This window comes from Moraxella catarrhalis (genome assembly GCF_001656295.1).
Taxonomy (GTDB): Bacteria; Pseudomonadota; Gammaproteobacteria; order Pseudomonadales; family Moraxellaceae; genus Moraxella; species Moraxella veridica.
In genome coordinates, this window is record NZ_LXHE01000025.1 from 18,471 (window position 1) to 44,839 (window position 26,369).

24 protein-coding genes and 1 pseudogene are annotated in these 26,369 nt (G+C 43.5%); 18 read left to right on the forward strand and 7 right to left on the reverse strand.

Features of this window, described 5'->3' with window-relative positions:
- Window positions 1-87: 87 nt before the first annotated feature.
- From groES to ubiM, 9 genes are all read left to right on the forward strand, one after another.
- Window positions 88-381: a co-chaperone GroES gene (groES, locus tag AO382_RS09805; protein WP_201030233.1), complete on the forward strand. Its 294-nt coding sequence runs from the start codon at window positions 88-90 to the stop codon at window positions 379-381.
- Window positions 382-435: 54 nt separating this feature from the next.
- On the forward strand, window positions 436-2,055 hold the full coding sequence (gene groL / locus AO382_RS09810) for a chaperonin GroEL (RefSeq protein WP_064620716.1): 1,620 nt from the start codon (window positions 436-438) through the stop codon (window positions 2,053-2,055).
- Window positions 2,056-2,222: 167 nt separating this feature from the next.
- On the forward strand, window positions 2,223-2,717 hold the full coding sequence (locus AO382_RS09815) for a hypothetical protein (protein ID WP_064620717.1): 495 nt from the start codon (window positions 2,223-2,225) through the stop codon (window positions 2,715-2,717).
- A 108-nt stretch (window positions 2,718-2,825) separates the two neighbouring features.
- Entirely contained in the window at window positions 2,826-3,704 is an 879-nt protein-coding gene (lgt, locus tag AO382_RS09820) for a prolipoprotein diacylglyceryl transferase (RefSeq protein ID WP_064620718.1), read from the forward strand.
- A complete protein-coding gene (locus AO382_RS09825) occupies window positions 3,701-4,540 on the forward strand; it encodes a thymidylate synthase (RefSeq protein WP_064620719.1) in 840 nt (279 codons plus the stop codon). Before lgt ends, AO382_RS09825 begins: the two co-directional genes overlap by 4 nt.
- The gene (locus AO382_RS09830; protein WP_064610096.1) at window positions 4,537-5,052 is read left to right on the forward strand and encodes a dihydrofolate reductase; all 516 of its coding nucleotides are present in this window, start codon (window positions 4,537-4,539) and stop codon (window positions 5,050-5,052) included. Before AO382_RS09825 ends, AO382_RS09830 begins: the two co-directional genes overlap by 4 nt.
- A gap of 53 nt (window positions 5,053-5,105) precedes the next feature.
- Window positions 5,106-6,149 (forward strand): FAD:protein FMN transferase, encoded by a 1,044-nt coding sequence (locus tag AO382_RS09835; RefSeq protein ID WP_064620722.1) that lies wholly within the window; start codon window positions 5,106-5,108, stop codon window positions 6,147-6,149.
- A 73-nt stretch (window positions 6,150-6,222) separates the two neighbouring features.
- Window positions 6,223-6,669, forward strand: a complete 447-nt coding sequence (locus AO382_RS09840; RefSeq protein WP_064620725.1) for a hypothetical protein — start codon at window positions 6,223-6,225, stop codon at window positions 6,667-6,669.
- 65 nt (window positions 6,670-6,734) lie between these two features.
- Window positions 6,735-7,931, forward strand: a complete 1,197-nt coding sequence (gene ubiM / locus AO382_RS09845; RefSeq protein WP_064620728.1) for a 5-demethoxyubiquinol-8 5-hydroxylase UbiM — start codon at window positions 6,735-6,737, stop codon at window positions 7,929-7,931.
- Window positions 7,932-8,511: 580 nt separating this feature from the next.
- Here the strand turns inward: ubiM and xerA are convergent.
- From xerA to lptM, 4 genes are all read right to left on the reverse strand, one after another.
- A complete protein-coding gene (gene xerA / locus AO382_RS09850; protein ID WP_064620731.1) occupies window positions 8,512-9,492 on the reverse strand; it encodes a site-specific tyrosine recombinase/integron integrase in 981 nt (326 codons plus the stop codon).
- Window positions 9,492-10,391 carry a diaminopimelate epimerase gene (dapF, locus tag AO382_RS09855; protein WP_064620734.1) on the reverse strand — a complete coding sequence of 300 codons (900 nt, stop codon included), beginning with the start codon at window positions 10,389-10,391 and terminating at the stop codon, window positions 9,492-9,494. Before dapF ends, xerA begins: the two co-directional genes overlap by 1 nt.
- Before the next feature lie 268 nt (window positions 10,392-10,659).
- Window positions 10,660-11,967: a diaminopimelate decarboxylase gene (gene lysA, locus AO382_RS09860; protein ID WP_064620737.1), complete on the reverse strand. Its 1,308-nt coding sequence runs from the start codon at window positions 11,965-11,967 to the stop codon at window positions 10,660-10,662.
- 54 nt (window positions 11,968-12,021) lie between these two features.
- Entirely contained in the window at window positions 12,022-12,168 is a 147-nt protein-coding gene (gene lptM / locus AO382_RS10560; RefSeq protein WP_081258171.1) for an LPS translocon maturation chaperone LptM, read from the reverse strand.
- Window positions 12,169-12,523: 355 nt separating this feature from the next.
- Between lptM and AO382_RS09865 the strand changes: the two genes are divergently transcribed.
- The 3 genes and pseudogenes from AO382_RS09865 (at window position 12,524) to ykgO (ending at window position 15,618) form a co-directional block, all read left to right on the forward strand.
- Window positions 12,524-13,708: an acetate/propionate family kinase gene (locus tag AO382_RS09865; protein ID WP_064620740.1), complete on the forward strand. Its 1,185-nt coding sequence runs from the start codon at window positions 12,524-12,526 to the stop codon at window positions 13,706-13,708.
- 484 nt (window positions 13,709-14,192) lie between these two features.
- Window positions 14,193-15,266: pseudogene (pta, locus tag AO382_RS09870) on the forward strand (phosphate acetyltransferase); the annotation flags it as partial.
- Between the two features lie 211 nt (window positions 15,267-15,477).
- Complete coding sequence (gene ykgO / locus AO382_RS09875) at window positions 15,478-15,618, forward strand: type B 50S ribosomal protein L36 (protein ID WP_003657744.1); 141 nt, start codon at window positions 15,478-15,480, stop codon at window positions 15,616-15,618.
- A 134-nt stretch (window positions 15,619-15,752) separates the two neighbouring features.
- On the opposite strand, the gene yaaA is transcribed toward ykgO, so the two are convergent.
- Entirely contained in the window at window positions 15,753-16,526 is a 774-nt protein-coding gene (gene yaaA / locus AO382_RS09880; RefSeq protein ID WP_064620746.1) for a peroxide stress protein YaaA, read from the reverse strand.
- A gap of 207 nt (window positions 16,527-16,733) precedes the next feature.
- Between yaaA and AO382_RS09885 the strand changes: the two genes are divergently transcribed.
- A complete protein-coding gene (locus AO382_RS09885; protein ID WP_227513684.1) occupies window positions 16,734-17,798 on the forward strand; it encodes an enoyl-CoA hydratase/isomerase family protein in 1,065 nt (354 codons plus the stop codon).
- Window positions 17,799-17,846: 48 nt separating this feature from the next.
- On the opposite strand, the gene AO382_RS09890 is transcribed toward AO382_RS09885, so the two are convergent.
- Complete coding sequence (locus tag AO382_RS09890; protein ID WP_064610118.1) at window positions 17,847-18,452, reverse strand: rhomboid family intramembrane serine protease; 606 nt, start codon at window positions 18,450-18,452, stop codon at window positions 17,847-17,849.
- 394 nt (window positions 18,453-18,846) lie between these two features.
- Here AO382_RS09890 and AO382_RS09895 point away from each other — a divergent pair, with 394 nt between their 5' ends.
- Both AO382_RS09895 and AO382_RS09900 read left to right on the forward strand, forming a co-directional pair.
- Window positions 18,847-20,517, forward strand: a complete 1,671-nt coding sequence (locus tag AO382_RS09895) for an OmpA family protein (RefSeq protein WP_064620748.1) — start codon at window positions 18,847-18,849, stop codon at window positions 20,515-20,517.
- 115 nt (window positions 20,518-20,632) lie between these two features.
- Window positions 20,633-21,367 (forward strand): pseudouridine synthase, encoded by a 735-nt coding sequence (locus AO382_RS09900; protein WP_064620750.1) that lies wholly within the window; start codon window positions 20,633-20,635, stop codon window positions 21,365-21,367.
- An 81-nt stretch (window positions 21,368-21,448) separates the two neighbouring features.
- Here AO382_RS09900 and AO382_RS09905 read toward each other — a convergent pair whose 3' ends face one another.
- Window positions 21,449-23,224, reverse strand: coding sequence for a M61 family metallopeptidase (locus AO382_RS09905; RefSeq protein ID WP_064620810.1), 1,776 nt, complete (start codon window positions 23,222-23,224; stop codon window positions 21,449-21,451).
- Between the two features lie 248 nt (window positions 23,225-23,472).
- Here AO382_RS09905 and AO382_RS09910 point away from each other — a divergent pair, with 248 nt between their 5' ends.
- The 3 genes from AO382_RS09910 to AO382_RS09920 all read left to right on the forward strand — a co-directional run bounded on the left by AO382_RS09910 (window position 23,473) and on the right by AO382_RS09920 (window position 26,274).
- Window positions 23,473-23,958 (forward strand): FKBP-type peptidyl-prolyl cis-trans isomerase, encoded by a 486-nt coding sequence (locus tag AO382_RS09910; protein WP_064620753.1) that lies wholly within the window; start codon window positions 23,473-23,475, stop codon window positions 23,956-23,958.
- Between the two features lie 203 nt (window positions 23,959-24,161).
- A complete protein-coding gene (locus tag AO382_RS09915) occupies window positions 24,162-25,139 on the forward strand; it encodes a DUF1852 domain-containing protein (RefSeq protein ID WP_064620756.1) in 978 nt (325 codons plus the stop codon).
- A 100-nt stretch (window positions 25,140-25,239) separates the two neighbouring features.
- Window positions 25,240-26,274 carry a methionine synthase gene (locus AO382_RS09920; protein ID WP_064620759.1) on the forward strand — a complete coding sequence of 345 codons (1,035 nt, stop codon included), beginning with the start codon at window positions 25,240-25,242 and terminating at the stop codon, window positions 26,272-26,274.
- Window positions 26,275-26,369: the final 95 nt, after the last annotated feature.

The window sequence follows — 26,369 nt, forward strand, 5'->3', positions numbered from 1 at the left end:
GGCTTGAAATTTAGCAGCGCGACTCCAAAAAGCACTCACAACTATTTTATTTAATTTTTCCCTTGTAAAATCTTAGTTAACGGAGTGATTATGAAAATTCGTCCACTACATGACCGCATTGTTGTTCGTCGTACGGAAGAAGAGCAAAAAACCGCAGGCGGCATCCTGCTGCCAGGCTCAGCTGCCGAAAAACCACAACAGGGTGAAGTCATCGCTGCAGGCAATGGCTTAGTGCGCGACAATGGTGAAGCACGCCCACTGGATGTGAAAGTTGGCGATACGGTGCTATTTAGTCAATATGCAGGTCAAACTGTCAAGGTTGATGGCGAAGAGCTGCTAATCATGAAAGAAAGCGATGTATTGGGCGTATTGGAAGCCTAATATCAGTATTTTAACAGTTAATATTTTAATTAAAATCAAAACTCGGAGTAAAACATGGCAAAAGATGTAAGCTTTGGCGCAAGCGCTCGTGAAAAGATGATTGATGGTGTCAATATTTTGGCGGATGCTGTCAAAGTCACTTTGGGGCCAAAAGGACGCAATGTGGTGATCGATAAATCATTTGGTGCACCAACCATCACCAAAGACGGTGTGAGCGTCGCAAAAGAGATTGAGCTTGAAGATAAATTTGAAAATATGGGTGCGCAGCTGGTGCGTGAAGTCGCTGCAAAAACCAACGATGTGGCAGGTGACGGCACAACTACCGCAACTGTGCTTGCTCAAGCGATCTTAGTTGAAGGCATGAAAACTGTCGCAGCTGGCATGAACCCAATGGACCTTAAGCGTGGTATCGATAAAGCCGTACGCGCTGCTGTCGAAGAAATTCGCGCCATCTCAACACCTGCCAACGACCATAAAGCCATCGCACAAGTCGGCTCAATTTCAGCCAACTCAGACACCACCATCGGTGAGCTGATCTCTAAAGCTATGGAAACTGTTGGCAAACAAGGCGTGATCACTGTAGAAGAAGGGTCAGGTTTTGAAGATGCGCTTGAAGTGGTCGAAGGTATGCAGTTTGACCGTGGCTATATCAGCCCATACTTTGCTAATAAGCAAGATAGCCTAACTTGCGAATTTGACAATCCGTTCATTCTTTTGGTGGACAAGAAAATCTCAAATATCCGTGAGATTGTGCCTTTGCTTGAAAAAGTCATGCAAACCAGCCGTCCGCTATTGATCATCGCTGAAGATGTAGAAAACGAAGCTTTGGCAACATTGGTGGTGAACACCTTGCGCGGTGGCTTGAAGACCTGTGCGGTCAAAGCACCAGGATTTGGCGATCGCCGTAAAGCCATGCTACAAGATATCGCCATCTTGACTGGTGGTGTGGTGATTTCTGAAGAAGTGGGCTTAAGCCTTGAGTCAGCTGAGATTGAGCACCTAGGTACTGCTAAGAAAGTAACTATCGGTAAAGAAAACACCGTGATTGTTGATGGTGCAGGCGATAAAGCCGACATCGAAGCGCGCGTAGAGTCAATCCGCCGTCAAGCCGAAGAATCAACGTCTGATTATGATAAAGAAAAACTACAAGAGCGCGTGGCAAAACTGTCAGGCGGTGTTGCGGTGATCAAAGTTGGTGCGGCAACCGAAACCGAAATGAAAGAGAAAAAAGACCGTGTGGATGACGCCTTACACGCAACGCGTGCAGCCGTTGAAGAAGGTGTGGTTCCTGGTGGCGGTGTAGCGCTTGTGCGTGCTTTGGGCGCGTTAAACGACCTAAAAGGTGATAACGAAGACCAAAACGCAGGCATCAATATCCTACGCCGTGCGATGGAAGCACCACTTCGCCAAATCGTTACCAACGCAGGTGATGAGGCTTCTGTGATTGTTAATGAAGTTAAAAACGGCTCTGGCAACTATGGCTATAACGCCGCATCAGGTGAGTATGGCGATATGCTTGAAATGGGTATCTTAGACCCTGCCAAAGTAACTCGTTCAGCATTAGAACATGCCGCTTCTGTTGCAGGTTTGATGTTGACAACTGAGGTGATGATTACCGATAAGCCAGCACCAGAAGCGCCGATGTCAGCTCCTGGTATGGGCGGCATGATGTAATCACGCTTAGGCTTTAAGTCTTAACCGTATCAAATCCCCAAAGGCAAACTGTCTTTGGGGATTTTTGATAGATATTAGGATAAATTATCCTTTTTGGTGAAGAATTTGTTATGATGAGCGTTTATTAGATGATTTATTTTGGATAATGACATATTAAGGATAATATGATGAAACATCGCTTGATTACGGTTGGCATGATCTGTCTTAGTGTGGTCAGCATGGGTATGAATGCTCATGCCAAGAGCACGCCTGCGCTCAGCGCCCAAGAAAAGCTCATAGTGGGCACTTGGTTTTGTCAGTCAGATTATAAAGCTCCTGAATTTCATTTTAACTGGTATGGTTGGGTTGAATATTTTGCTGATAAGACTTATACCACGCATCAGGTAGGTAGAGAGGCTTATTATAGGGGGATTACTGGTATCGTGCGCTATAGCGATACTGGCACTTGGTCTGCCGATCGTGATAGATATACCTATATGGCTACCGAAGTCACCAAGCTTGATTACTCGCCCATTTTATCCATCATTCCTTATTGGCTTGAGTCTACTGAGTCTACAGGTGAGCGTTATACCATGCGCATTGAGACGCTTGATAAAGATGCCTTTATTTCTGTGGATGATGAGACAACTTTGTCTCATCGAGTCGTTTGTCGGCGCATTTGACCAAAATGCGCTGTTTGGTGTGATAAATATAATTTCAAAAGTGCCGCTTAGCAAAATCATATAAAATCCGCTATAATAAGCGCAGTTTATTATGAGAATGGATAATATATGGCAATCGTTCATCCGCAGATTGATCCTGTCGCCTTAGATTTGGGCGTTGTTGAGCTGCATTGGTATGGCTTGATGTATTTGCTTGCCTTTGCGGCGGCTTATTTTTTGGCATGGGTGCGCACCAAATCACGAGCCGATTTTACTACTGAGATGGTGTCGGATTTGGTGTTTTTTGGTTCGGTGGGCGTCATTTTGGGCGGTCGTATCGGCTATGTGATTTTATATAATTTTAGTGAATTGATTGCCAATCCTTTGTACTTATTTCGAGTGTGGGAAGGGGGCATGAGCTTTCATGGCGGCTTTGTGGGCGTACTGCTTGCCATGTGGTATTTTGCACATAAATATAAAAAATCGCCTTTTACGGTACTTGATTTTATTGCCCCTTGTGTGCCGACAGGCTTATTCTTTGGCAGGATTGGTAATTTTATCAATGGTGAGCTTTGGGGCAGGGTATCTCATTCAGATGCGTCGCATTTGATGTATTTTCCGCAGGCTGCCAATGCAGATTTTCAGATGATTCAAGCCAATCCTGCCTTGCAGCAGATTGCTGCTGATATTGGTGGATATCTGCTTTTGCCGCGCCATCCTTCTCAGTTGTATCAAGCAGCGACTGAAGGCATTTTATTATTCATTGTGCTTTGGTGGTTCAGCGCCAAGCCAAGACCGCGCTATGCGGTGTCGGCGATGTTTTTGCTGATCTATGGCTTGAGCCGTTTTACGACAGAGTTTTTCCGTCAGCCAGATGTGGGCTATGAGCTGATTTTTGGATGGATGACTAAAGGTCAGCTGTACAGCTTGCCCATGATCGTCATCGGAGTGATTTTGATGGTGATGGCATATCAAAAACAGATTTATGATTGGAATAAAGCCAAATGAAGCAATATCTTGAATTATTACAGCATATTTTGGATCAAGGCGCGGACAAAGGCGACCGCACAGGCACGGGCACGCGTTCGGTCTTTGGCTATCAGATACGCTTTGATTTGGCACAAGGCTTTCCGCTACTCACCACCAAAAAAGTACACATGAAATCCATCACTCATGAGCTTTTATGGTTTTTAAAGGGTGAGACTAATACTGACTATCTGAGCGCCAATCAGGTGACGATTTGGGATGAATGGGCGACGCCAGAGCAGACGGCGCGCTTTGGTAGGCAGGCGGGTGACTTAGGTCCAGTATATGGTCACCAGTGGCGAAATTTTGGCGCAACCAAAGATAATGGTGGCTATAATGACGATGGATTTGATCAGATTTCGTGGCTTATCAATGAAATTAAGACCAATCCCAACTCGCGCCGTTTGATCGTGTCAGGATGGAACCCCAACGAAGCTGCCCAAGTGGCGCTGCCACCTTGCCATACGTTGTTTCAGTTTTTTGTGGTCGATGGTAAATTGTCTTGTCAGCTGTATCAGCGCAGCGCGGATGTGTTTTTGGGCGTGCCTTTTAATATCGCAAGTTATGCGCTATTAACACATATGATCGCACAGGTATGCGATTTGCAGGTGGGCGAATTTGTGTGGACAGGCGGTGATACCCATCTCTACCAAAACCACTTTGAGCAAGCCAAACTTCAGCTAAGCCGTGAGCCATTGGCGCTTTGCACGCTCAAGCTCAATCCAGTCGTCAAAGATATTTTTGAATTCACCTTTGATGATATTCAGATTGTCAATTATCACGCCCATCCAGCCATCAAAGCGGAAGTGTCGGTATGAGCGACGATATCAAAATTGTGCATGTTGTTGCGATGAGTCAAAATCGCGCCATCGGTAAGGGCAATCAGCTGCTTTGGCACATCCCTGCTGATTTGCAGCATTTTAAGCGCATGACTGATGGTGGGGCGATCATCATGGGGCGTAAGACGTTTGAGTCGCTGCCCCGATTATTGCCAAATCGGGCACACTATGTCATCACGCGCCAGCCGATTCATTATGACGGCGCCATCACGGCTCAGTCACTACAAGATGCCATTATGCTTGCCAAAGCTTATGCCCAGACTAAAGACCAAGATAAAATCTTTATCATCGGTGGCGGCGAGATATATGCTCAAAGCTTAGATATGGCAGATACACTTGAGATCACCGAAGTTGATACGGTCATTGAAGGGGATGCCTTTTATCCTGAGATTGATGAACGATTCATAAAAACAGACGAAACGAAGGTTTTTGATTGTGATAAAAGCGGGCTTAGATTTCGCTTCACCACATGGCAAAAAATATCACAGTAACCTAAAACTCATCCATTTAATTTTTGCTTAACTCATTTCAAAAGAGGCACACAATGCGCCACGCCCCCATAGTCATCATGACGGCTGTCATGCTGACGGCTTGTAGCCAGCAATCAACTTATCAGACCATCAGCGGCGAAACCATGGGCACAAGCTATCATATCCGTTTTGAATATGCGGATAATGCCAGTGATGCCGTAAGGATTCAAGTCACCATTGATGAGCGTCTGAAAGCCATCAATGACAGCATGTCCACTTACCAAGAAAATAGTACCATCAGCCGATTTAATCGCCTGCCTGCCGGCGAAAGCTTGATGATTGATGATGATTTTGTGCAGGTGCTTAGCGACAGTCGGGCTGTCTATGAAGCATCGCACCATGCATTTGACCCAACGGTGTACCCTTTGGTTGAGCTGTGGGGATTTGGCAGTCAGATGAGCATTGAGCGCTTGCAATCACCACCTAGGGCAGATGAGCTTGCCGATGCCAAGCGCTTGGTGGGGCTTGAAAAAGTGATGCTAAACGGGCATGAGCTGAGCAAAACAGTGGACGGTGTTGGGCTTGATTTTTCTGCCATCGCCAAAGGCTATGCGGTAGACGTGATCGCTGATACTTTGCATGATCATTATGGCGTTGTCAATTATATGGTAGAGATTGGTGGCGAGGTGGCGACTTTGGGCGTCAATGACAAAGGCAAGCCTTGGACGCTTGGCATCGATGCGCCTGTTGTTGATAGTAGCGTTGCTAGTAGATCTGTTTTGACCACTTTGACGCAGCCTGTCGGTGAGTCCATGCGTTTGGCGACATCGGGCGGCTATCGTAATTCGGTGGAGTATGATGGCGTACGTTTTAGCCATACCATTCACCCTGTGTCAGGCGAACCTGTGGCAAATAATGCGCCCAGTGTGACCGTGCTGCATCAGACAGTGGCATTGGCAGACGCTTGGGCGACGGCTTTGACAGCATTGCCATACCCTGAGGCTTTGGCACTTGCTGATGCTCAAGGTCTGATGGCGATGTTCGTGATAGAAAATTCAATCAAAACGGGCTTTGAAATCGTGCAAACAGCTTCAATGAAACAAAAATTTGCCAAATAGATCCTCGTCATTGCACGGATGGCACTTTTGAATTACAATAATGATCACGATTAAAAAAAACTGAAGGTTTGATATGGCTAATTTTTCACCCAGTATCAATTTTGCCAAGCGCTGGCTTGCCACACCGTCCGAAGCGCGCACTGCCATTTACCAAGAGCTTGATGATATTATTGATCTGCTTGACAGTGAGCTTTTGGTGAAGGATTTTCGTTTTCAGCACGAAGATTTTGATGCTGCTGTCGCCCAAGGTATGCAAAAAAACAGCGATTCTGCATCAGCCAACCGATTAATTCATACCATTGAGACCACTTCTTTGAAAGATGATGACGCCAAAGTGCTTGAGTCACCGAATGTCGATGAGCTAGAAGCTCGCTTGATTCAGAGTATGTCTGGGCAGATCGATGAATTTTTGGGTGAGCACATGGCTCAGCTTTCTGAAGACTTGCGTGCTTGGGTAAAAGTGGCGGTGCGTCATGAGCTGGCGAATTATCAGTCTGAAGAACCGACTTCCCAAGAATAAATTACTAAAATAAAAACTACTTGCTTTGGCGATCTTGCCAAAGCCAATATATGATAGAGAGATTTATGAGCGACAGTGCCCATCACAGTGACATTATTATCGTGGGAGCAGGTCCAGCAGGTCTTGCGTTTTGTCGATTTTTTAAGGGCAGTGATCTGCGTTTGACCCTGATCGAAAAAGCGCCATTGACAGCCTTACAAACCCCTGCTTACGATGGTCGCGAGATTGCTCTGACCAACACCTCCAAAGAAATTCTACAAAATTTGGGTGCTTGGCAAAGATTTAACCCTGATGAGATTTACCCCCTAAAAGATGCCAAGGTGTATAGTGGTCATCTAAACTATGCCCTGCATTTTCAAGTACCCAAATTGATGCACTTACAGCGTTCGCTGGATCGGCTTGGGAATTTGATTTCTAATCATAATATCAAAAAAGCACTGTACGATGAAGTGGCAACGATGGATAATGTCACGCTCATTACCGATGCGACCGTAACGGATGTCAATACAGATGACAATAAAGCCTGCGTGACCTTGATGGATGGCAGACAGTTACAGGCAGATCTTGTGATCGCTGCAGACAGCCGCCTATCTGGTGTACGGCGCATGCTCGGCATTGGGGCGCAGATGCATGACTTTGGGTGTACCGTCATTGTCTTTCGTGTAACGCATCCGCTGTCAAACCATGCCACTGCCCAAGAGTGTTTTTTGTATGGTCGTACTTTGGCGCTGCTGCCACTGAATGAGACCATGACGAATTGTGTCATTACGCTAGATAATACACAAGCAGATGAGCTGCTAAAGATGACTCCAGAGCAGCTGGCTCACGAAGCCCAAAGAATGTTTGGTGATCGATTCGGTGCATTTAGCATCGCTGGTAGTGTGCACCATTACCCACTGATGGGTGTTCATGCACATAGGTTTAATGCCAATCGGGCAGCGCTTATAGGTGACGCAGCGGTAGGCATGCATCCTGTGACTGCGCACGGCTATAATCTGGGTCTGCTCAGCGCCAACACTTTGGCGCCACTGATTCTGCAGGCGCACCGCCGTGGCTTGGATATTGGCTCAAATCAGCTGCTATCTACCTACAATCGTCGCCATCAGGCGCACACCAGACCCTTATATCACGGCACCAATGCGATGGTAACCTTGTTTACAACCGATACGCCGCCCATGCGTGCGGTGCGTGATTTGGCTTTACGCTTCAGTAATAACTTCCCTCCAGTCAAGCACTGGATCGCCAAACAACTGGTGGGTTAAACTGCCTAGTTCTGACACTGCCATAGTTACTAAAAAGGTCAAAATGATTAGATTTTGACCTTTTTATATCAATATCGACCTAGATATGCTGTGGATAAGCCTGTGGATAGTTTGTGTATAAAGTATCTTTTATTATAATGTCCATATCTGTATTATGACAATCGCGTGAAACAGGGCGTTTTGTATTATTGTTATTTTATGGTTTTAACTAATAAAAATTTAATATAACTATATAATTTAAACTGCTGAATGGGCCTATCCTTGGGTTTATAAGGCTTAGCAGGGTTTTCCCCATAAACTGTGGATAACTTAAAATATTGACCTGATTTATGATAAGTAAAGCAAGTAGTATCAAGCGATGACATAGAATTGAACAAAATTTAATCAAATTGTAATTTTAAAAATAATATCATAAAAATCAATAAGTTAAAAATTTTTTGTTTGACAGTTTGATGAAATATTGACAAAATTTTCAAAATATTATCCGAAAATTTTTGATAAAAAGGTTTCACGATATAAATAAAATTTTGTGGAAAAAACTGTGGATAACTTTGAGAATTAGACTGTTAAGCCATGATGATTACTTTGAGCGATGCGCACGGGGATGGGCGTGATCATAGACTCTCGTGAGCGCGCCAAAGTCAACATGCGTGTATATTTGGGTAGTGCTGATATTTTGGTGACCAAGCATCTCTTGAATGGCGCGCAGATCGCCACTGGATGACAGCACATGAGAGGCGAAGCAGTGACGCAGCATGTGTGGGTACATATTCAGCTCAATACCTGCCATGGCGGCGCACGCTTTTAGGCGAAGCTGTATCGCGCGCGTGCTCAGGCGAGTGCCATGGCGTTCACTGATAAACAGCGCTTCGGAATTTTGTTCTTGCCATAAGTCGCGATGGGGCAGGTAGTCTTGAAGGGCGATGATGGCTTTTTTGCCGACGGGGACTTGGCGAGTTTTGTTGCCTTTACCTAATACGCGTACGATGCCGGTGTCAAAATTAACATCACCCACATTTAAGCCTGCAAGCTCAGACAGACGAAGTCCGCTACTATACATCAGCTCGAACATTGCCTTATCGCGTACCCATAGGCGCGCCTTGGCTGCATCTTCGGGCATTTTTTGGTCAAGTAGCTGCTGTATGAGCATCTCGTCGGCGACAGTGGGCAGTTTTCGAGGTGCGGATTTGATTTTATAGCCGGTGGCGGGGTTGGATGCAAGAGCCCCTTGCTTGATCAAAAATTGATAAAAAATCCGAATGGCAGATAAGCTAAGCTTGGCACTGATTGGTTTTATTTGTGCTTCTTCTAAACGGGTGCCAAAAAATCGGGTCAAGTCTTGGCGGCGGCAAGCCAATGGATCACCGTTAAGATATTTGTCAGACGCCACAAAATTTAAAAACTGTATCAAAGCCGTTTGATAAGTTTTGATGGTACGCTCAGAGTAATTTTGTAGTCTTAGCTCATCACACCAAGATGATAAATAACCCCAAGCAGCTGAGTTTGGGTCTGCTTGGGGACTAGGATAGATGGGCGCGACGAGATGCGACAGCCTGCTCATCAGTAAACATCATCCGCATTTGGATCAAGCTTGATGCCAGCAGATGCTGCCAAGCCATCTGGGCTAAATACACCTTCATATACAAAGGCAGTCGGTCCAGTCATGATCAAAGAGTAGCCATCTTGCCAACGAATCGCCAAGCTCCCGCCGTATAACTGAGCGCGAATATCCACCCCTTCATCTAGCCAGCCTTCACGAATACCTGTCGCAACAGAAGCACAAGCACCCGTACCACAGGCTTGGGTTTCGCCGACACCGCGCTCATAGACGCGAATTCGCACATGACGCTGATTAATGACTTGGACGAAATTGACATTGACTCTTTCGGGAAATGCTACATGCGACTCGATGAGCTTACCCAATCTATCTACATCGGCAGCCAAGACATCATCGACCTTGATGATCGCATGCGGATTACCTATGTTGGCGACATACAGCTGAACTGGTGTGCCGTCGACATCCAAGCGATAAGCGCGTCCGACTTTTGTGATGGTTTTTGGGGTAAAAGGAATTTGGTCAGGCTCAAACTTGGGCTTACCCATGTCTACTTGTACCCAACCATAGCGATCGGTGCTTAAGACGATGACACCGCTTGAAGTTTCAACTCGTAAACGCTGCTTAAAAGACAGTTTTCTGGCTTGTACAAATGAAGCAAAACACCGAGCGCCGTTTCCGCACTGGGAGACTTCAGAACCATCTGCATTGAAAATCCGATATTTAAAATCAATATCTGGACGACTTGGTGGCTCAACAATTAATAATTGGTCAAACCCTACCCCAATCCGTCGATTGGCAAGCAGGCGAATTAATTCAGGGGTCAGTGTCATGCGCTGGGTAACCAGATCAATCACCATGAAATCGTTGCCCAGTCCATGCATTTTTGTAAATTCTATGAGCATTGGTCTGTCCTTATTTTTATTTATACCACTTGTATCTTAACATGAAAACAGCGTGGTGGCTAATGATTTTATGGGGATGATTGATGAAAAATAAATGACAATATTGGACAGTATTTGTTTAATATTGTCCATAAAATTTAATAAAATTATTAAAAAATTAATATCAATAAATTACATTGAATCAGTCATCAAAAGCTTGGGATATCAGCCTTGATTTGGGAATCAAAAAATGCCCTGAAAGTTTCAGAGCATCTAAGATGGGTGTGATTTAGATGAGTTCATCTTTCCACAGATCATCTAACGCCTCACGCTTGCGAATCAGGCGATGAGTGCCATGATTGACCATCACCTCGCACGGTCTTGGGCGGGTATTGTAGTTACATGCCATACTAAATCCATATGCACCTGCACCTGTGATAACTAGGGTATCACCAACTTGTAAAGATAAAATGCGGTCTTTGCCTAAAAAGTCGCTGGATTCGCAGACTGTGCCAACCACATCCCAAGTTTTGGCAGTATCCCGACTAAGCTTAGCGGGAATGATTGCCATTTGTGATTCATACAGTGCTGGGCGAATCAGCTCACTCATCGAAGCATCAACGATGGCAAAGTTTTTAAATTCGGTGGGCTTAAGCACATCCACAGTTGTCAAAAGTACGCCAGCATTTGCTACCAAGCTGCGACCTGGTTCTAAGTACAATTTTAATCCAAGCTGTTTTAAGCGTGGGAGTAATACCGTTGCAACTTGATCAACGCTGACAGGATTTTCATCAATATAGCGTACGCCCAAGCCACCACCAAGATCAATGTGCTGAAGCTTGATACCCTTATCGGTCAAGGTATCTATCAGCTCAATCAATTTATCCAACGCATCAGAAAAACCATCGGTATCTAGTAGCTGTGACCCGATATGGCAATCAATACCGACAATCTTAAGATTTGGTAAATTGTGTGCGTACATGTAGGCAGCCACCGCTTGTTCATGACTGATGCCAAATTTATTATCTTTCATACCAGTTGAGATATAAGGATGAGTCTTAGCATCCACATCTGGATTGATACGCAGCGAAATGCGTGCGATTTGGTTTTGGCGACCTGCTACCTCATTGATGGTATCAAGCTCGCTTATCGCTTCTACATTAAAGCAATGAATATCTGCCTTGAGTGCATACTCAATATCATCAGCCGTTTTACCAACACCAGAGTACACGACCTTTTTGGCATCGGTGACTTGAAGCACACGAGCCAGCTCGCCTTTGGAGACAATATCAAACCCTGCTCCTGCTTTAGCAAGTGTTTTTAGGATGGCAAGATTTGAGTTGGCTTTGACGGCATAACAAATTTGATGGTCAATGGCATCAAAGGCATCAGTGTAGCTTTGATAATTTTCTAAAAGTGTACGCTGTGAATATGCATACAAAGGCGTGCCATAGATTTCTTTGAGCGTGTGAGTGCTGACACCATCAAAATGTAAAGTGTCATTAATATACTCAAAATATGGTAAAGCATTTGCCAAAGCTTGGGGGTTGATATACAGTGCACCATCTTGATGATGGCTGACTGGGCTAAAGGTCATAACATTATCCTAATTTTAAATAAAAATAGCCGATATAGTTTTACCGATATAGTTTTAGTAGTCATTCATATCATCGCTGATGGGTGTCGGCTCAATCACGGGCGTACTTTCATCGGGTAGATATAATGAACCTTTTTGACCACAAGCCGAAAGCAAAACTATCATTAAAGATAAACCAAATAAGTGCTTCATCATATTCATAAATCATCAAATCCATTACTGTGCTTGGTCAGGCAAGCCAAATTTTAGATCAAACAAAGTTGCCCATTTGCTGAACATTTTAGCACAACACCCAAGGCTTGGGCGATCAATTAGACCAAATATGATAAAATTGGTATGCGTTTTTGCCAAATTGGTCGGTAGATGTGAATTTAGATCACTTAAATGGATTGCATTATTTATCAATGGTTATGAGTGTATATTTTTCAAAAATTATATTTAAAATGATACTTATTGCTTGACAAGAAAGATGGTACAGGTTGATTTATTGGGAATTTTGAGATAAACTTTCTTGTTAGCAATCGATACAATAGACGCAATACATCAAGGAGCGTACATGAGCTTAGCAAATCCCACTTTGGTTCTAAATTGTGGTTCTTCATCCATCAAATATGCCCTTATCAGTGAAGATGGTGGGAGTCGCATTGAGGGCTTGGCAGAAGGCTTGGGCAATCCTGAAGCTCGCATTAAGCATAAAAATCTAGAGGGCGAAGCGACGATTATTGACATTCCAAATGGTGTTCATGCTGACGCACTGAAAGTTATCTTAGAAGATTTGATTAAAGAGCATAAGCCTGTGGTTGTGGGTCATCGTGTGGTGCATGGTGGCGATAAATTTAAATCTGCCACCGTGATTGATGAAGAGGTATTGTCAACCATTGAAGCATTGACAAGTCTAGCACCGCTACATAATCCTGCCAATGCTGCAGGTATCCAAGCGATCAATGCCATTTATCCTGATTTGCCACAGGTAGCAATTTTTGATACGGCATTTCACCAAACCATGCCTGAGTATGCCTATCGTTATGCGGTGCCAAAAAATCTGTATACTGAGCATCAAATCCGCCGTTATGGATTTCATGGCACTTCGCATGCGTTTGTCTCAAATCGTGCCAGCCAGCTTACTGATGCCAAAGGCGTACATGGTTGGGTGGTTGCCCACTTGGGTAATGGCTGCTCTGCTACTGCCGTTTATGATGGTAAAAGCTTAGATACCTCAATGGGCATCACGCCGCTAGAAGGGCTGATGATGGGTACACGCTCAGGGGATGTTGATCCAAGTTTGCATATTCATCTAAATCGTACATTGGGCTTATCATTAGACGAAGTTGACACCTTACTTAATAAAAAATCAGGTCTGCTGGGCGTATCAGGCATCTCTAATGACATGAGAAATCTTGAAGCTGCTGATAAAGAAGGCAGTGCAGATGCTCGTTTGGCACTGGATATGTTCGCTTATCGTACCGCCAAATATCTCCTAAGCCTGACTGCAGCATTGCCTGAGTTTACAGGCATTGCCTTTACAGGTGGTGTGGGTGAAAATGCTGTTGAAATGCGTACCGATATTATCAAACACCTAAAACATTTGGGTGCAAAAATTGACACTGCTAAGAATGATAAGTTGATGCGTGGTGCCGAAGGCAGTTTCCATGCCGAAGATTCATCGATTGAGCTTTGGGTAATTCCAACCGATGAAGAATACCAAATCGCCAGCGAAAGCCGTGCGGTCTTGGGATTATAATTTAGTTACAAATACTTAACTAACCGTTCAAGCAGTTGAGCGGTTTTTGTGTTAATACCAATCTATCATATATTTATTAAGGGTACATATGAAAGCACTGTTATTGATTCCGACATTTGACGCTCCAAATTTTTCAACCATCGCAGAAAATTTTGCCAAAAGCATTGGTGCAGCTTACATTGCACCATTTGATGGCGATGGCGATAGTAAGCTTAGAGCGGCAATCAGCGAAGGTCGGCTTGATGAACTGCTTGAAAAAGTAGTTGCTACCCAAAGTGCAAAGCTGACGGTTGTTAAGGGTTTGGCTACTTTACCAAATACGCCTTATGCCAGCTTGGTCAATCGTAATTTGGCAAATGGTCTGGATGCTGATGTCGTATTTGTCAGCCAAAATACTGAAGAGTTGGCTGTATTTGCTGCTGCGTTTGGTGGTCTTAAGTCTGAGCGTGTGCTCGGTGTCATTGCAGCAGGCTTGGGCGAATTTGAGGTGCCTGTCTGGGCGACCGCCGATGGTGAGCAGTTGACAGTTGATGAAGAAGTTATTAAAAACTATCAAGCAGCAACAAGAGTCAAAAAACTCTCACCATATGCGTTTCGTAACCAAGTTGTCCAAAAAGCACAAGCCGCCAAAAAACGCATTGTACTACCAGAAGGTGATGAGCCAAGAACCATTGAAGCTGCTGCAATTTGCCAGAGTCGTGGCATTGCTCAGTGTATGCTTTTGGGTGAGCGAGCCAAGATCGAAGCTGTAGCGGCAGAGCGCGGCGTAGTCTTGCCAAGCGATATTGAAATCATTGATCCTGCCAGTATCGCTGATAAATATGTTACCCCTATGGTAGAACGCCGTAAGGGCAAAATTGATGAATCTGGGGCAAAGCAAGCATTACAAGATACGGTGGTTTTAGGTACCATGATGCTACATATGGGCGATGTTGATGGTTTGGTATCAGGAGCGGTTCATACGACTGCCGACACCATTCGCCCAGCGTTTCAATTGATTAAGACAGCACCACAGTACAGCTTGGTTTCTAGTGTCTTTTTTATGCTCTTGCCTGAACAAGTCATGGTTTATGGCGACTGTGCGGTCAATCCAAATCCAATCGCAGAACAGCTTGCTGAGATTGCTATTCAGTCTGCCGAATCAGCCAAAGCCTTTGGCATTGATCCAAAAATTGCCATGATCAGTTACTCTACCATGAACTCAGGTTCGGGCGAAGATGTTGATACGGTCAAAGCAGCGGTACAAATTATCCGTGAAAGAGCACCGCAGCTAAAAGTGGATGGACCGCTACAATTTGACGCCGCGACTGTCAAAAATGTCGGTAAACAAAAAGCACCAAATTCAGCGGTGGCGGGTGAGGCAAATGTACTGATCTTCCCTGATCTCAATACAGGTAACACGACCTATAAAGCCGTTCAGCGTACCGCTGATGTGATCAGTGTTGGTCCAATGCTCCAAGGGTTGAATAAGCCTGTCAATGATTTATCTCGTGGGGCTTTGGTGGATGACATTGTTTATACGATTGCTCTGACGGCAATACAGGCCATTAATGAATAACCTTAAGATTTGATTGGTAAAACAAAGATGGCGATTGATTGTTTAACAACATTGAAATGTGGCATGATTTTTCTTGCATATTCTTAAAAATCATCGTATATCGTATAATGTTTTAATATCTATTTCTTGCCATCTATTTTATTATCATATTTATGCTTAATATTGAATGATATCGTATTAATATTAAGTCAATTATCAACGGAGTAAGCTCATGCAAGTATTATCATCGCTGAAATCTGCTAAAAATCGTCATGAAGACTGCCAAATTGTTCGCCGTCGTGGTCGTACTTTTGTGATTTGTAAGTCAAATCCACGCTTTAAGGCTGTACAAGGCGGTAAAAAGAGAAAATAAGCTAAATAACCCAATAATTAGCCTAAATCATTGATTTGATTAATTATTAGGTTGTGTTATTTTAGTAGATTTTTATGAACAGTATTAATTTAATACTGTTCATTTTATTTTGTGCGATTATTTTTTGCCAACGATTACCATTCTCTGCGAAATACCCAGTTGTCCTCATCGCTGAGTTCAGGGGCAAAATAATACCCCTCGGCATCAAAGTTTTTTAGATCTTCAGCGTTGGTTAATTGATGTTTAGCCGCATAGTTCACCATGAGCCCGCGTGCTTTTTTGGCATAAAAACTGACCACTTTATACTTGCCATTTTTTTCATCTTCAAAGCGAGGTGTGATAATACGACTCTCGATCTGACTTGGATTGACTGCGCTGAAATATTCATTCGACGCCAAATTGACCAATACTTGATCTGACTGCTTTAGGTGCTGATTGATTTGATCGGTAATTTTATCGCCCCAAAATTGATATAAATTATCCGCCTTGGCTGTCTTAAACTTAGTGCCCATCTCAAGGCGATAAGGCAGCATCAAGTCCAGCGGTCTAAGCAAGCCATAAAGCCCTGATAAAATACCCAATCTGTCATTAAGGTAGCTAATCTCATTTTTATCAAGATGATAGGCGTCCAAGCCTGTATAAACATCGCCTGCAAATAAATAAATCGCAGGCTTGGCATCTTCGCCAAAGGGATAAGCCCAGCGCTGATTACGATCGACATTGAGCTCGGCGATTTTGGCGGATACACCCATCAATTCTTGAAGGTCAATGACATCGCAATCTTTGAGTGACTGCATTAAGGTGATAGCGTCATCAATGAGCGCAGGCTCGCTGTATTGATCAGCAAGGGATAGCGGAACGGGAGTTTTTTCGTCAAGATTTTTGGCAGGGGATAATAAAAAAAACATAATTGGCTCTTTTTCATGATTAATGTATCTATGCACAAACTATCAAACCTATGCCAAAAATGCAAATTTAAAAAACAAGACACTAGATTTGGGTATCCAAAAGTGTGCAAATCCGATGAAATTTTATTTGGCAATTTCAAAAATTTTAGTATAATCAAAAACAGTGTGGTTTTTGTCTTTGAATTTTATGATGAAAAAGGAATGATGATGACAATTGTGACGGATTTTTTGGCGATTAATGACACGCAGCGTATCGGAACGATCTTATTAAATCGCCCTGAGGCGTTGAATGCTCAAAACTTACAGATGGTGACCACCACAAAATCACTGCTTGATGAATGGGCGGAAGATGACAGCGTGGTCGGTGTGTTGATCCGAGGTGCAGGCGATAAGGCGTTTTGTGCAGGTGGCGACATTCGTGGTTTATATCATAGCCATGACTCTGAAGTTTTCCCCAATCCAACGGCTCAAGCGTTTTTTACCACCGAATATGGTCTATGTAAACAAATAAAAAGTTATAAAAAACCCATCATTGTTTGGGCAAGTGGCATTGTCATGGGCGGTGGTATGGGTCTGGCAGTGCCTTCAAGTCATCGCATCGTCACAGAAACGACGATGATGGCGATGCCAGAAGTTAGCATTGGGCTTTTTCCTGATGCAGGTGGGTCGTATTTTTTAAAGCATATGCCTAATAAGATTGGTTTGTTTTTGGGGCTGACGGGCGCGCGATTTAATGCAGTGGATGCCTTGGCGCTGGGTGTGGCTGGTTTTAGTATGGTAAGCGGCGACTTTGATCTGTTAATTCAAGCGCTGACCACTGCCAAGTGGACGGACGATGCCGCCAAAAACCACGACATGCTCAACTCATTACTTGCAGACCTTGAAAATACGGATGTGCTGCCAGAAGGATGGCTGCTGCCACATCGTGATGAGATAGAAAAGATCAGTCAAGTGGACAGCTTGCTTGAATTTGATGCGCTTGCTAAAGCAGGTTCTGATATTGATTATATTCAAAAGGCATTTGATACTTATACTGCTGGCTCACCGACATCGGCGGCGATTACATGGCATATGGCAAATCAGGTGACAGGCATGAGCTTTGATGATGTCATGGATTTAGAATACATTGTTGCGATTCATTGCTCACATAATGGCGAATTTGCCGAAGGGGTGCGCGCGCTTTTGATTGATAAAGACAAAAATCCAAAATGGCGATATACGCTTGAAAGCCTACCCGATGGCTATATCGAAAGTCATTTTAAGGCTTGGTGATTAAATCAAAAAACGTGGTTATAGCCACGTTTTTTTGATTTGATTCGCTTAAAATGAGGGGTTTAGCAGACGATTTAAGAAGTGAAAAATAATGCCTGGCTCAATGGCAATGGTGGCGACCACGCCAAATACCGCGCCAAACAGATGGGCTGAGTGGTTGATATTTCCACCGCCTCGGCGGTCAGCCCAGATGCTATAAGCCACATAAGCAATCGCAAACACAATCGCAGGAATGGGCAGCACGGCAAATAGATATAGCGTGTTCCAAGGTGCAAATAAAATATACGCAAATAAAACAGCACTTACCGCGCCTGATGCACCTAAGCTTGAGTAGCGGGGATTATTTTTATTACGCGCGTAAGTGGGCAAAATCGCAACAATAATCGCCAAAACATAAAATGCCACAAAGCCCAAATTACCAAATTTATTAATATAAAACCGTTCAATCACGCTGCCAAAAAAATACAGCGTAAACATATTAAACAGCAAATGCATCCCATCGGCATGGATAAATCCATGTGTCAGTAGCCGATCGTATTGACCTTTATTGACAGCAGGCGGATAAAAAATCAGTCGCTCAAGCAAAGGTCTAGATTGCCATGCAGCGATGCTGATGATGACAGTGATGATAATAATGACAGTTGTATGATTCATGAAACGCTTTAGAAATGTTTTGTAAATACTTCCTTAGTCTAGCAGATTTTTAATTAAAAGTTTTGATTTGTGTGTAAATTATGGTTAATCCAGTTTTGAGATATTTAATCATGATTCAAATCCTAAAGCACACAATCTAAAATTATAAAGAATTTAATTGCCATAGTATTACACTCATGTAAATAATGAATAACTCATCAGTCATTTTTGTAATTTCTTAACTTTTTATGGGCGTAAAAACAGAGGTTTTGTTTATCAATTGTTGCCAGCTCTTTTAAGTTGCCATAAAATCAGTCACAATAGAGCCATAAGAACAAGCAATCTGTTGTTTTTCTTAAGGATGACATTAGCATTTTGCTGATGGACAACGAAATTTTTACCCATGGAGCGACTTATGAGCTTAATCAATAAATTAAATGAACACATTACCCCGCATGTTTTGGCATCAATTAAAAATCAAGATGGTGATAACGCCAACAAATCAAATTTGCTAAATGCATTTTATGCAATCTTTGCGGGTCGATTGAGCAATGAGGATGTCTATCAGCGCGCCAATGCCTTACCTGATAATGAGCTTGAGCATGGTCATCATCTTTTAAATGTGGCTTTTAGTGATGCTTCAACAGGTGAAGATCAGATCGCTTCTTTGAGTAATCAATTAGCTGATGAATATCACGTCTCACCAGTGACCGCACGCACCGCGATCGCCACGGCAGCACCTTTGGCTTTGGCGCGTATTAAGGAGCAAGCAGGCGCTTTGTCTGTCCCTTCTTTTATTCGTAACCAATTGGCTAAAGAAGATGAAACCCGCTTACCAGGTTGGGCACATGCTTTATTGCCAGCAGGGCTATTTGCAGGTACAGCTGCCGCTGCCAGTATGCCAGTAACGCCAGCTTCTACAGTTGTGACAGAACCAGTGGCGACTCAGGTGGTCACAGAACCAGTTCAGCCTGTATCTAAGCCTGCTCATGTTAATACCGCTGCTACTGACAGACATTATGAAAACAAAGAAAAAAGCCCTTTCTTAAAAACACTGCTACCGATTATTGGATTGATCATTTTTGCAGGCTTGGCATGGCTACTATTGAGAGCTTGTCAAGATAAACCAACACCTGTTGCAGCACCTGTTGCGACAGATACAGCACCTGTGGTAGCGGATAATGCTGTACAGGCAGACCCAACACAAACAGGTGTTGCCCAAGCGCCTGCAACGCTTAGCTTATCTGTTGATGAAACAGGTCAAGCGTTGTACTCGCACCGTGCTCAGGTTGGTAGCGAAGAGCTTGCAGGTCATATCCGTGCAGCCATAGCTCAAGTCTTTGGTGCACAAGATTTAACCATTCAAAATACCAATGTACATACCGCCACGATGCCGGCGGCAGAACACTTACCAGCCATTTTGGGTTTGATGAAAGGTGTACCAAATTCAAGCGTTGTGATTCATGATCATACGGTACGCTTTAATGCAACCACGCCAGAAGATGTGGCAAAACTGGTAGAGGGTGCTAAAAATATTCTACCCGCTGATTTTACTGTGGAAGCAGAACCTGAACTTGATATTAATACTGCGGTTGCCGATAGTATTGAAACGGCGCGTATTGCTATTGTTGCTTTGGGCGATACGGTTGAAGAAAATGAAATGGATATTTTAATCAATGCGTTAAATACCCAAATCATTAACTTTGCCTTAGACTCAACCGAAATTCCCCAAGAAAATAAAGAAATCTTAGATTTGGCTGCCGAAAAATTAAAGGCAGTACCTGAAACAACTTTGCGTATTATTGGTCATACAGACACTCAAGGCACGCATGAGTATAATCAAGATTTATCAGAATCTCGTGCTGCTGCTGTTAAAGAGTATTTGGTATCAAAAGGTGTTGCTGCTGAACGCTTGAACACTCAAGGTGCAAGTTTTGATTATCCAGTTGCATCAAACGCCACCGAACAAGGTCGTTTCCAAAACCGTCGTATTGAGTTTGTACTTTTCCAAGAGGGTGAAGCAATCACTCAAGTCGGTCATGCAGAAGATGCGCCAGCAGTTAAGGCACCGACTGAGCAAAAATAATGTTCAAGTCCCCTTAATGCTTTATATTTAAAATAATCAAAAACCAAACAGCCAAGGTTGTTTGGTTTTTTGTGTTATAGTGGTTGCATGAATGTGAGTAAAATGACAGGTAAATATGGCAAAACTTATCTTATTTAATAAGCCTTACGGCGTGCACAGCCAATTTAAAAAAGATCATCACGATATGGCGACTTTGGCAGAGTTTATTGATGATAAAACGATGCGTGTGGCAGGGCGACTTGATAAAGACTCAGAAGGTTTATTGTTATTGACCGATCACGGTGAACTCAATCATGCCATCACCACGCCACCAACCGCTCATAACGCCAAATATACACACGCCAAATACGCCAAAACTTATCTGGTGCAAGTGGAAAATATACCAACCGAAGCACAGATCAAGGCGCTGGAACAAGGGGTGATGCTAAAAGATGGCAAAACCTTGCCAGCCAAGGTGCGACAGCTTGACGAAAATGCACTGCCCATTCACTTATGGCCGCGAAATCCGCCGATCCGCCAGCGGGCAAACATCCCTACTGCATGGCTTGAAATTACGATCACTGAGGGCAAAAACCGTCAAGTGCGGCGTATGGTCGCCCATGTTGGCTTGCCATGCCTTAGACTGATTCGCCATCAGATCGGTAGATGGCAATTAGACGGCTTGGCGGTCGGTGAAAGTCGTGCAGTGCATTTGGATGATCAGATGTTGGCAGATATGGGTATTTTTAATCATTCTGCCAGTAGATCGCCTACCAATAAAGCACATTCAAGCGCTTATCATGCCCCAAAGAATCAATCCAAGCCAAACCTAAAACGCACCCGACCACCTAAATTTGGTGGCAGGGGATAGGTTTGGGTGTAATGGCTTGATCAAGCGTGATTGGCTTGGCTTCTACGCAGGTCTTCGCAGCTAAAGCAATGCTGATAATCTTCATGGTTTTGGGGTAAAGTCAAGCCATTGACCGCCATCACCCTTAAGCTGAACCGTTTGATGCGTGGTTTTTTGAGGCTTGATGCTGACACTAAACAGCTCATCTCGCCGAAAAGCGTGCACAGTCAGCGCTAAGCCTGTGGCATCTTGGTGTTTTATCAGCTGAGTGAGTAGGGCTGAAGTGGCTTTCAATCCATCGATGGCGATGATGATGTCGCCAAATGCCAGCCCAGCAGCACTGGCTGCAGACTGGCGGCTGATATGCTTGATCGTCAGCCCAGCTGCGCTTTCATCAAAGCTGATGCCCCAAGGTTTATCTTTGTCTTGAGACTCTGTGCTGATGGCAAATTTTTCAAAGTAGCTCTCAAGCGGCAGATCGTCCACACCGATGACATAGCGATCATAAAAGTCATCCCATGCCTGTTGTCCCATCATCTCAGCGATGATCTCGCCTAAGATTTGGGTTGTCAGACCAAAAGGCTGATTGGCTGATTTTTGATAGCAGGCTTTGATGACGTCAAACAGGCGATACTTACCGTCTGTTTGATCCATCAGCATCATATCAAGCAATAAGGCAACCAATGCACCTTTATTATAGTAACTGATACCTTGATTATTGGTGTTTTCGTCCGCGCGATATAGCTTAATCCAAGTGTCAAAACTTGACTGTGCTACACTTTGGTGCGCACGACCCTCGGTTTGATAGTAGCGGTTGATTTGTGCAGCGATGAGCTTAAGATAGCTGTCTTTATCAATCACCCCTGACACAAGTAGCATTAAATCATCAATATAGGAAGTAAAGCCCTCAAACACCCACAAAAGCGGCGTATAAGCCTCATCGGTGAGCGGATTGTTCATCATCACATCAGGTTTGACCGTTTTTACCCACCATGCATGAAAATACTCATGGCTGCACAGCCCAAGAAACCGCTGATAATCACCACTTGGCACGGCACTTTCACCAAAGCTTGGCATATCAGCGCGCGGACTGATTAAGGCGGTGGAGTTGATGTGCTCAAGACCGCCGTAATCCTTATCGGTCACCATGGTCATAAAGGTATAATCTGTAAATGGCGTCTCACCAAGCCAATCGACATAGCTTTGGCAGATTTTGGTTAAGTCAGTTTTTAGGCGCTGCAAATCGCCATGATGCCGACCTGCCAAAAAAAACCGATGCGGCACGCTGATTTGGTCATGTTTTGTGATTTGAAAATCAAAGGTGTCTTGTGTGCCGATCTCAAACGGAAAATCCAAATACTCAAATGCTGCCAAAGCATCAAAATGATATTTAAGCCCTGATTTTGTTTGGGTGCATTCAAAATCCAAGCCGCAAGCGATCGTACACTCAGGATGATGCACCAAAAACGCAGTCGGCACTACGAGCGTCAAGCTTGCCTGCGTGTGCTTATCAGCATCGGGTAATAGCAGTAGCGAAGTAAAATTCCCAAAAATACGCGTGGCATCAATGAACGCTGTGCGTACCGATAAGTCGCGGCAATACACTTCATAACAGATGGTAAGCTGATCACCTTGGCGAGCTTTTGAAAAAACGAATGTTTTTTTGTCAATTTTTTCGGCACGATGGCGTATTGGGTTATCACCAATTTGATAATACACTGTGGTGATATTTTTACTAAATTCACGGATTAAGTAACTGCCTGCAATCCATGTCACCATCGAAAAAGTCGGTGCGTCGCTCACCACCGTATGCGTGATTTGCACATCCGCCAAATGTTCTGTAAATCGATCAAAACTGATTTGATAAGCTAAGTTCATTTCGATACCTTTAAATAACAATGCCAGATTGGCTAATTTGGAGTGATATAATTTATTGATTAAAATATCAATTATATCAAAACCCATTGATTTTTTAAATGAGTGATGAGCTTTTACACAATGTAACGACTTTTTTGTAAAGCATTAGGCAATGGATTGATTTTTTGGTATACTAATAGACAAAATTTGTCATTTGACAGCTTGGGCAGTCGCCTGGGCGATGGCATTTTATTTATAAGGAATTTCTTATGACAACCATTAGTAATGATACCGTTGTACAATTCAACTATACACTCACTAACGCTGAAGGCGATGTGCTTGATCAATCTCGTGGCGAGCCATTGGCATACTTGCATGGTCATCACAACATCATCCCAGGGCTTGAAAAACAGATGATGGGTAAATCAGCGGGCGATACATTTAAAGTAACGATTGCCCCTGAAGATGCTTATGGTGAGTATGTTCAAGAAGCAGTACAAGAAGTACCACGCGCTAACTTCCAAGGTGTGGATAACATTGAAGCAGGTATGCAGTTTCAATCACAGACCGATGACGGTCAAGTCATGCTTGTGACTGTCAAAGATGTCAATGATGAGATTGTTGTGGTTGATGGTAACCATCCTTTGGCAGGTGTTGAGCTAACTTTTGATGTTGAAATTGTTGAGGTTCGTGCGGCAACAGCTGACGAAATCGCTCATGGTCACGCACATGGTGCAGGCGGTCATCAGCACTAATCACTGATTATCCCAAAAGCCCAAGATAAGCATCTTGGGCTTTTTTACGTTTTATTGAGCGTCTTTGGAGAATTATCCACTGCATCAGATGAATTGGCTTTAAGTGAATTTTATTCATCTTCTTTAAAAAATATTTCGCTTTTATTTAGATTAAAAATGCGGTTTAATATCTCATCTTTAAATTTTAGCCAAGAGGTAACAACATGACCACACAATTTCAATGCCGAGTGCATACTCAGCGTTTTGATGAAAACTATGAGCCAGCCAGTAGCACTCGTTTGACCACCAACTTTGCCAACCTTGCTCGTGGTGAAAATCGCAAAGAAAACCTACAAAATGCCATCAGAATGATTAACAATCGTTTTAATGATTTGGCACATTGGGACAATCCGACAAATGACCGTTATTCAGTGCTCATTGACATTGTGTCTATTGATGTTGATGTGGCAGGCAAGGGCGAATTTTTCTCAGGATTAGAATGGCTAAAAACATCTGTGGTTGACCACAAAACAGGCAAAACCACCCCTGGCATCATTGGCAACAGCTTTTCATCATTTGTTCGTGATTATGATTTTAGCGTATTGCTTCGTGAATATAACAAGGATAAGGCTGAATTTAGTGTGCCTGAGGGTTATGGCGATTTGCATGGCAAATTGTTCAAATTCATGGTGGCATCCGAAGAGTACAAAGCCCAATCCAAAAAACCACCCGTGCTGTGCCTAAGCGTGGCGACCACTCGCACCTACCACAGAACGACCAACACGCATCCGATTTTGGGCGTGGAATATGTGCAAAATGATTATTCATTGACCGATGAGTATTTTGCCAAGATGGGCTTAAAAGTGCGTTATTTTATGCCCCCAAAATCGGTTGCCCCTTATGCGTTTTATTTTGATGAAAATGCTGATTTGTTGAACGATTACACCAATTTAGAACTCATCAGCACCATCGCTACCATGGAAGCGTTTCAGCGTATCTATCGCCCAGAGATTTATAGTGCCAATTCGGTTGCAGGTCAGGTATATAAGGGCAGCTTAACTTATGAAGATTATGCTGTGCCAAAAGTGGATTATGACCGTGTGGAGCGTAATGATTTGGCAATCAAGCAAGGCAAAATTGCCGAAGAGCAGTTTATTAAACCATATCAAGAGATTTTGGATGCTTGGCTTGCCGAAAAATAAGTGATAAGTATTAATCAATCAGCCGATGAATGTTTATCGGTTGATTGATTTATTAATTGAAATTTTTGGTATAATGGCAAATTTAGTTTAGGAAAATACAATGAGCAAAATTTTACTTCCCACATCTACCGCAGGCAGTCTGCCAAAACCATCTTGGCTTGCTGAACCTGAAAAACTGTGGTCAGAATGGAAATTTGAGGGTGATGAGTTATTACAAGCCAAGCAAGATGCTCTGTTGGTGTCGCTTGCTGAGCAAACCCATGCAGGCATTGACATTGTCAGCGATGGCGAACAGACTCGACAGCATTTTGTTACCACATTCATTGAGCATTTGGATGGCGTGGATTTTAATCAGCGTGAAACCGTCCGCATTCGTAACCGCTATGATGCGTCTGTGCCAAGCGTGGTAGGTGAGGTATCTCGCCCAAAATCGGTATTTGTGGATGATGCCAAATTTTTACGCGCTCATACCGACAAGCTCATCAAATGGGCACTGCCTGGTCCTATGACGATGATTGATACTTTGTATGATGGTCATTACAAAAGCCGTGAAAAGCTGGCGTGGGAATTTGCCAAAATCCTAAACGAAGAAGCCCGTGAATTAGAGGCGGCAGGCGTGGACATCATTCAGTTTGATGAACCTGCGTTTAATGTATTTTTTGATGAGGTGAATGATTGGGGTGTTGCAACCTTAGAGCGTGCCATTGAAGGGTTAAAATGCCAAACAGCGGTGCATATTTGCTATGGTTATGGCATTAAGGCAAATACTGATTGGAAGCAAACGCTTGGTAATGAATGGCGACAATACGAAGAAAGTTTCCCAAAACTTCAACAATCAAAAATTGACATTGTCTCATTAGAGTGTCAAAATTCACATGTGCCAATGGATTTGATTGAACTCATTCGTGGCAAAACCGTTATGGTGGGTGCAATTGATGTGGCAACAAACCAAATTGAAACGCCAGAACAAGTGGCAGATACGCTTCGTAAGGCGTTACAGTTTGTGGACGCTGATAAATTATACCCATCAACCAACTGTGGCATGGCACCCTTGTCTCGCACAGTGGCTCGTGGTAAGCTCAATGCCCTAAGTGAAGGGGCGGCGATTGTTCGCCGTGAACTGCTTGGCAAATAACTAAGATTAAAACTGAGTTTGTGAAACTGTACTTATTGGTGAGAAATCTATCATAAATCAGTTTTAAATACAATAATAACTTTAAGGGTGTATCA

What these genes read in the sequence shown, in the direction of transcription:
- groL (WP_064620716.1), top strand. Translation starts at nt 436, where the DNA reads ATGGCAAAAGATGTAAGCTTTGGCGCAAGCGCTCGTGAAAAGATGATT.
- AO382_RS09815 (WP_064620717.1), top strand. Translation starts at nt 2,223, where the DNA reads ATGAAACATCGCTTGATTACGGTTGGCATGATCTGTCTTAGTGTGGTC.
- lgt (WP_064620718.1), top strand. Translation starts at nt 2,826, where the DNA reads ATGGCAATCGTTCATCCGCAGATTGATCCTGTCGCCTTAGATTTGGGC.
- AO382_RS09825 (WP_064620719.1), top strand. Translation starts at nt 3,701, where the DNA reads ATGAAGCAATATCTTGAATTATTACAGCATATTTTGGATCAAGGCGCG.
- AO382_RS09830 (WP_064610096.1), top strand. Translation starts at nt 4,537, where the DNA reads ATGAGCGACGATATCAAAATTGTGCATGTTGTTGCGATGAGTCAAAAT.
- AO382_RS09835 (WP_064620722.1), top strand. Translation starts at nt 5,106, where the DNA reads ATGCGCCACGCCCCCATAGTCATCATGACGGCTGTCATGCTGACGGCT.
- AO382_RS09840 (WP_064620725.1), top strand. Translation starts at nt 6,223, where the DNA reads ATGGCTAATTTTTCACCCAGTATCAATTTTGCCAAGCGCTGGCTTGCC.
- ubiM (WP_064620728.1), top strand. Translation starts at nt 6,735, where the DNA reads ATGAGCGACAGTGCCCATCACAGTGACATTATTATCGTGGGAGCAGGT.
- xerA (WP_064620731.1), bottom strand. Translation starts at nt 9,492, where the DNA reads ATGAGCAGGCTGTCGCATCTCGTCGCGCCCATCTATCCTAGTCCCCAA.
- dapF (WP_064620734.1), bottom strand. Translation starts at nt 10,391, where the DNA reads ATGCTCATAGAATTTACAAAAATGCATGGACTGGGCAACGATTTCATG.
- lysA (WP_064620737.1), bottom strand. Translation starts at nt 11,967, where the DNA reads ATGACCTTTAGCCCAGTCAGCCATCATCAAGATGGTGCACTGTATATC.
- lptM (WP_081258171.1), bottom strand. Translation starts at nt 12,168, where the DNA reads ATGAATATGATGAAGCACTTATTTGGTTTATCTTTAATGATAGTTTTG.
- AO382_RS09865 (WP_064620740.1), top strand. Translation starts at nt 12,524, where the DNA reads ATGAGCTTAGCAAATCCCACTTTGGTTCTAAATTGTGGTTCTTCATCC.
- ykgO (WP_003657744.1), top strand. Translation starts at nt 15,478, where the DNA reads ATGCAAGTATTATCATCGCTGAAATCTGCTAAAAATCGTCATGAAGAC.
- yaaA (WP_064620746.1), bottom strand. Translation starts at nt 16,526, where the DNA reads ATGTTTTTTTTATTATCCCCTGCCAAAAATCTTGACGAAAAAACTCCC.
- AO382_RS09885 (WP_227513684.1), top strand. Translation starts at nt 16,734, where the DNA reads ATGACAATTGTGACGGATTTTTTGGCGATTAATGACACGCAGCGTATC.
- AO382_RS09890 (WP_064610118.1), bottom strand. Translation starts at nt 18,452, where the DNA reads ATGAATCATACAACTGTCATTATTATCATCACTGTCATCATCAGCATC.
- AO382_RS09895 (WP_064620748.1), top strand. Translation starts at nt 18,847, where the DNA reads ATGAGCTTAATCAATAAATTAAATGAACACATTACCCCGCATGTTTTG.
- AO382_RS09900 (WP_064620750.1), top strand. Translation starts at nt 20,633, where the DNA reads ATGGCAAAACTTATCTTATTTAATAAGCCTTACGGCGTGCACAGCCAA.
- AO382_RS09905 (WP_064620810.1), bottom strand. Translation starts at nt 23,224, where the DNA reads ATGAACTTAGCTTATCAAATCAGTTTTGATCGATTTACAGAACATTTG.
- AO382_RS09910 (WP_064620753.1), top strand. Translation starts at nt 23,473, where the DNA reads ATGACAACCATTAGTAATGATACCGTTGTACAATTCAACTATACACTC.
- AO382_RS09915 (WP_064620756.1), top strand. Translation starts at nt 24,162, where the DNA reads ATGACCACACAATTTCAATGCCGAGTGCATACTCAGCGTTTTGATGAA.
- AO382_RS09920 (WP_064620759.1), top strand. Translation starts at nt 25,240, where the DNA reads ATGAGCAAAATTTTACTTCCCACATCTACCGCAGGCAGTCTGCCAAAA.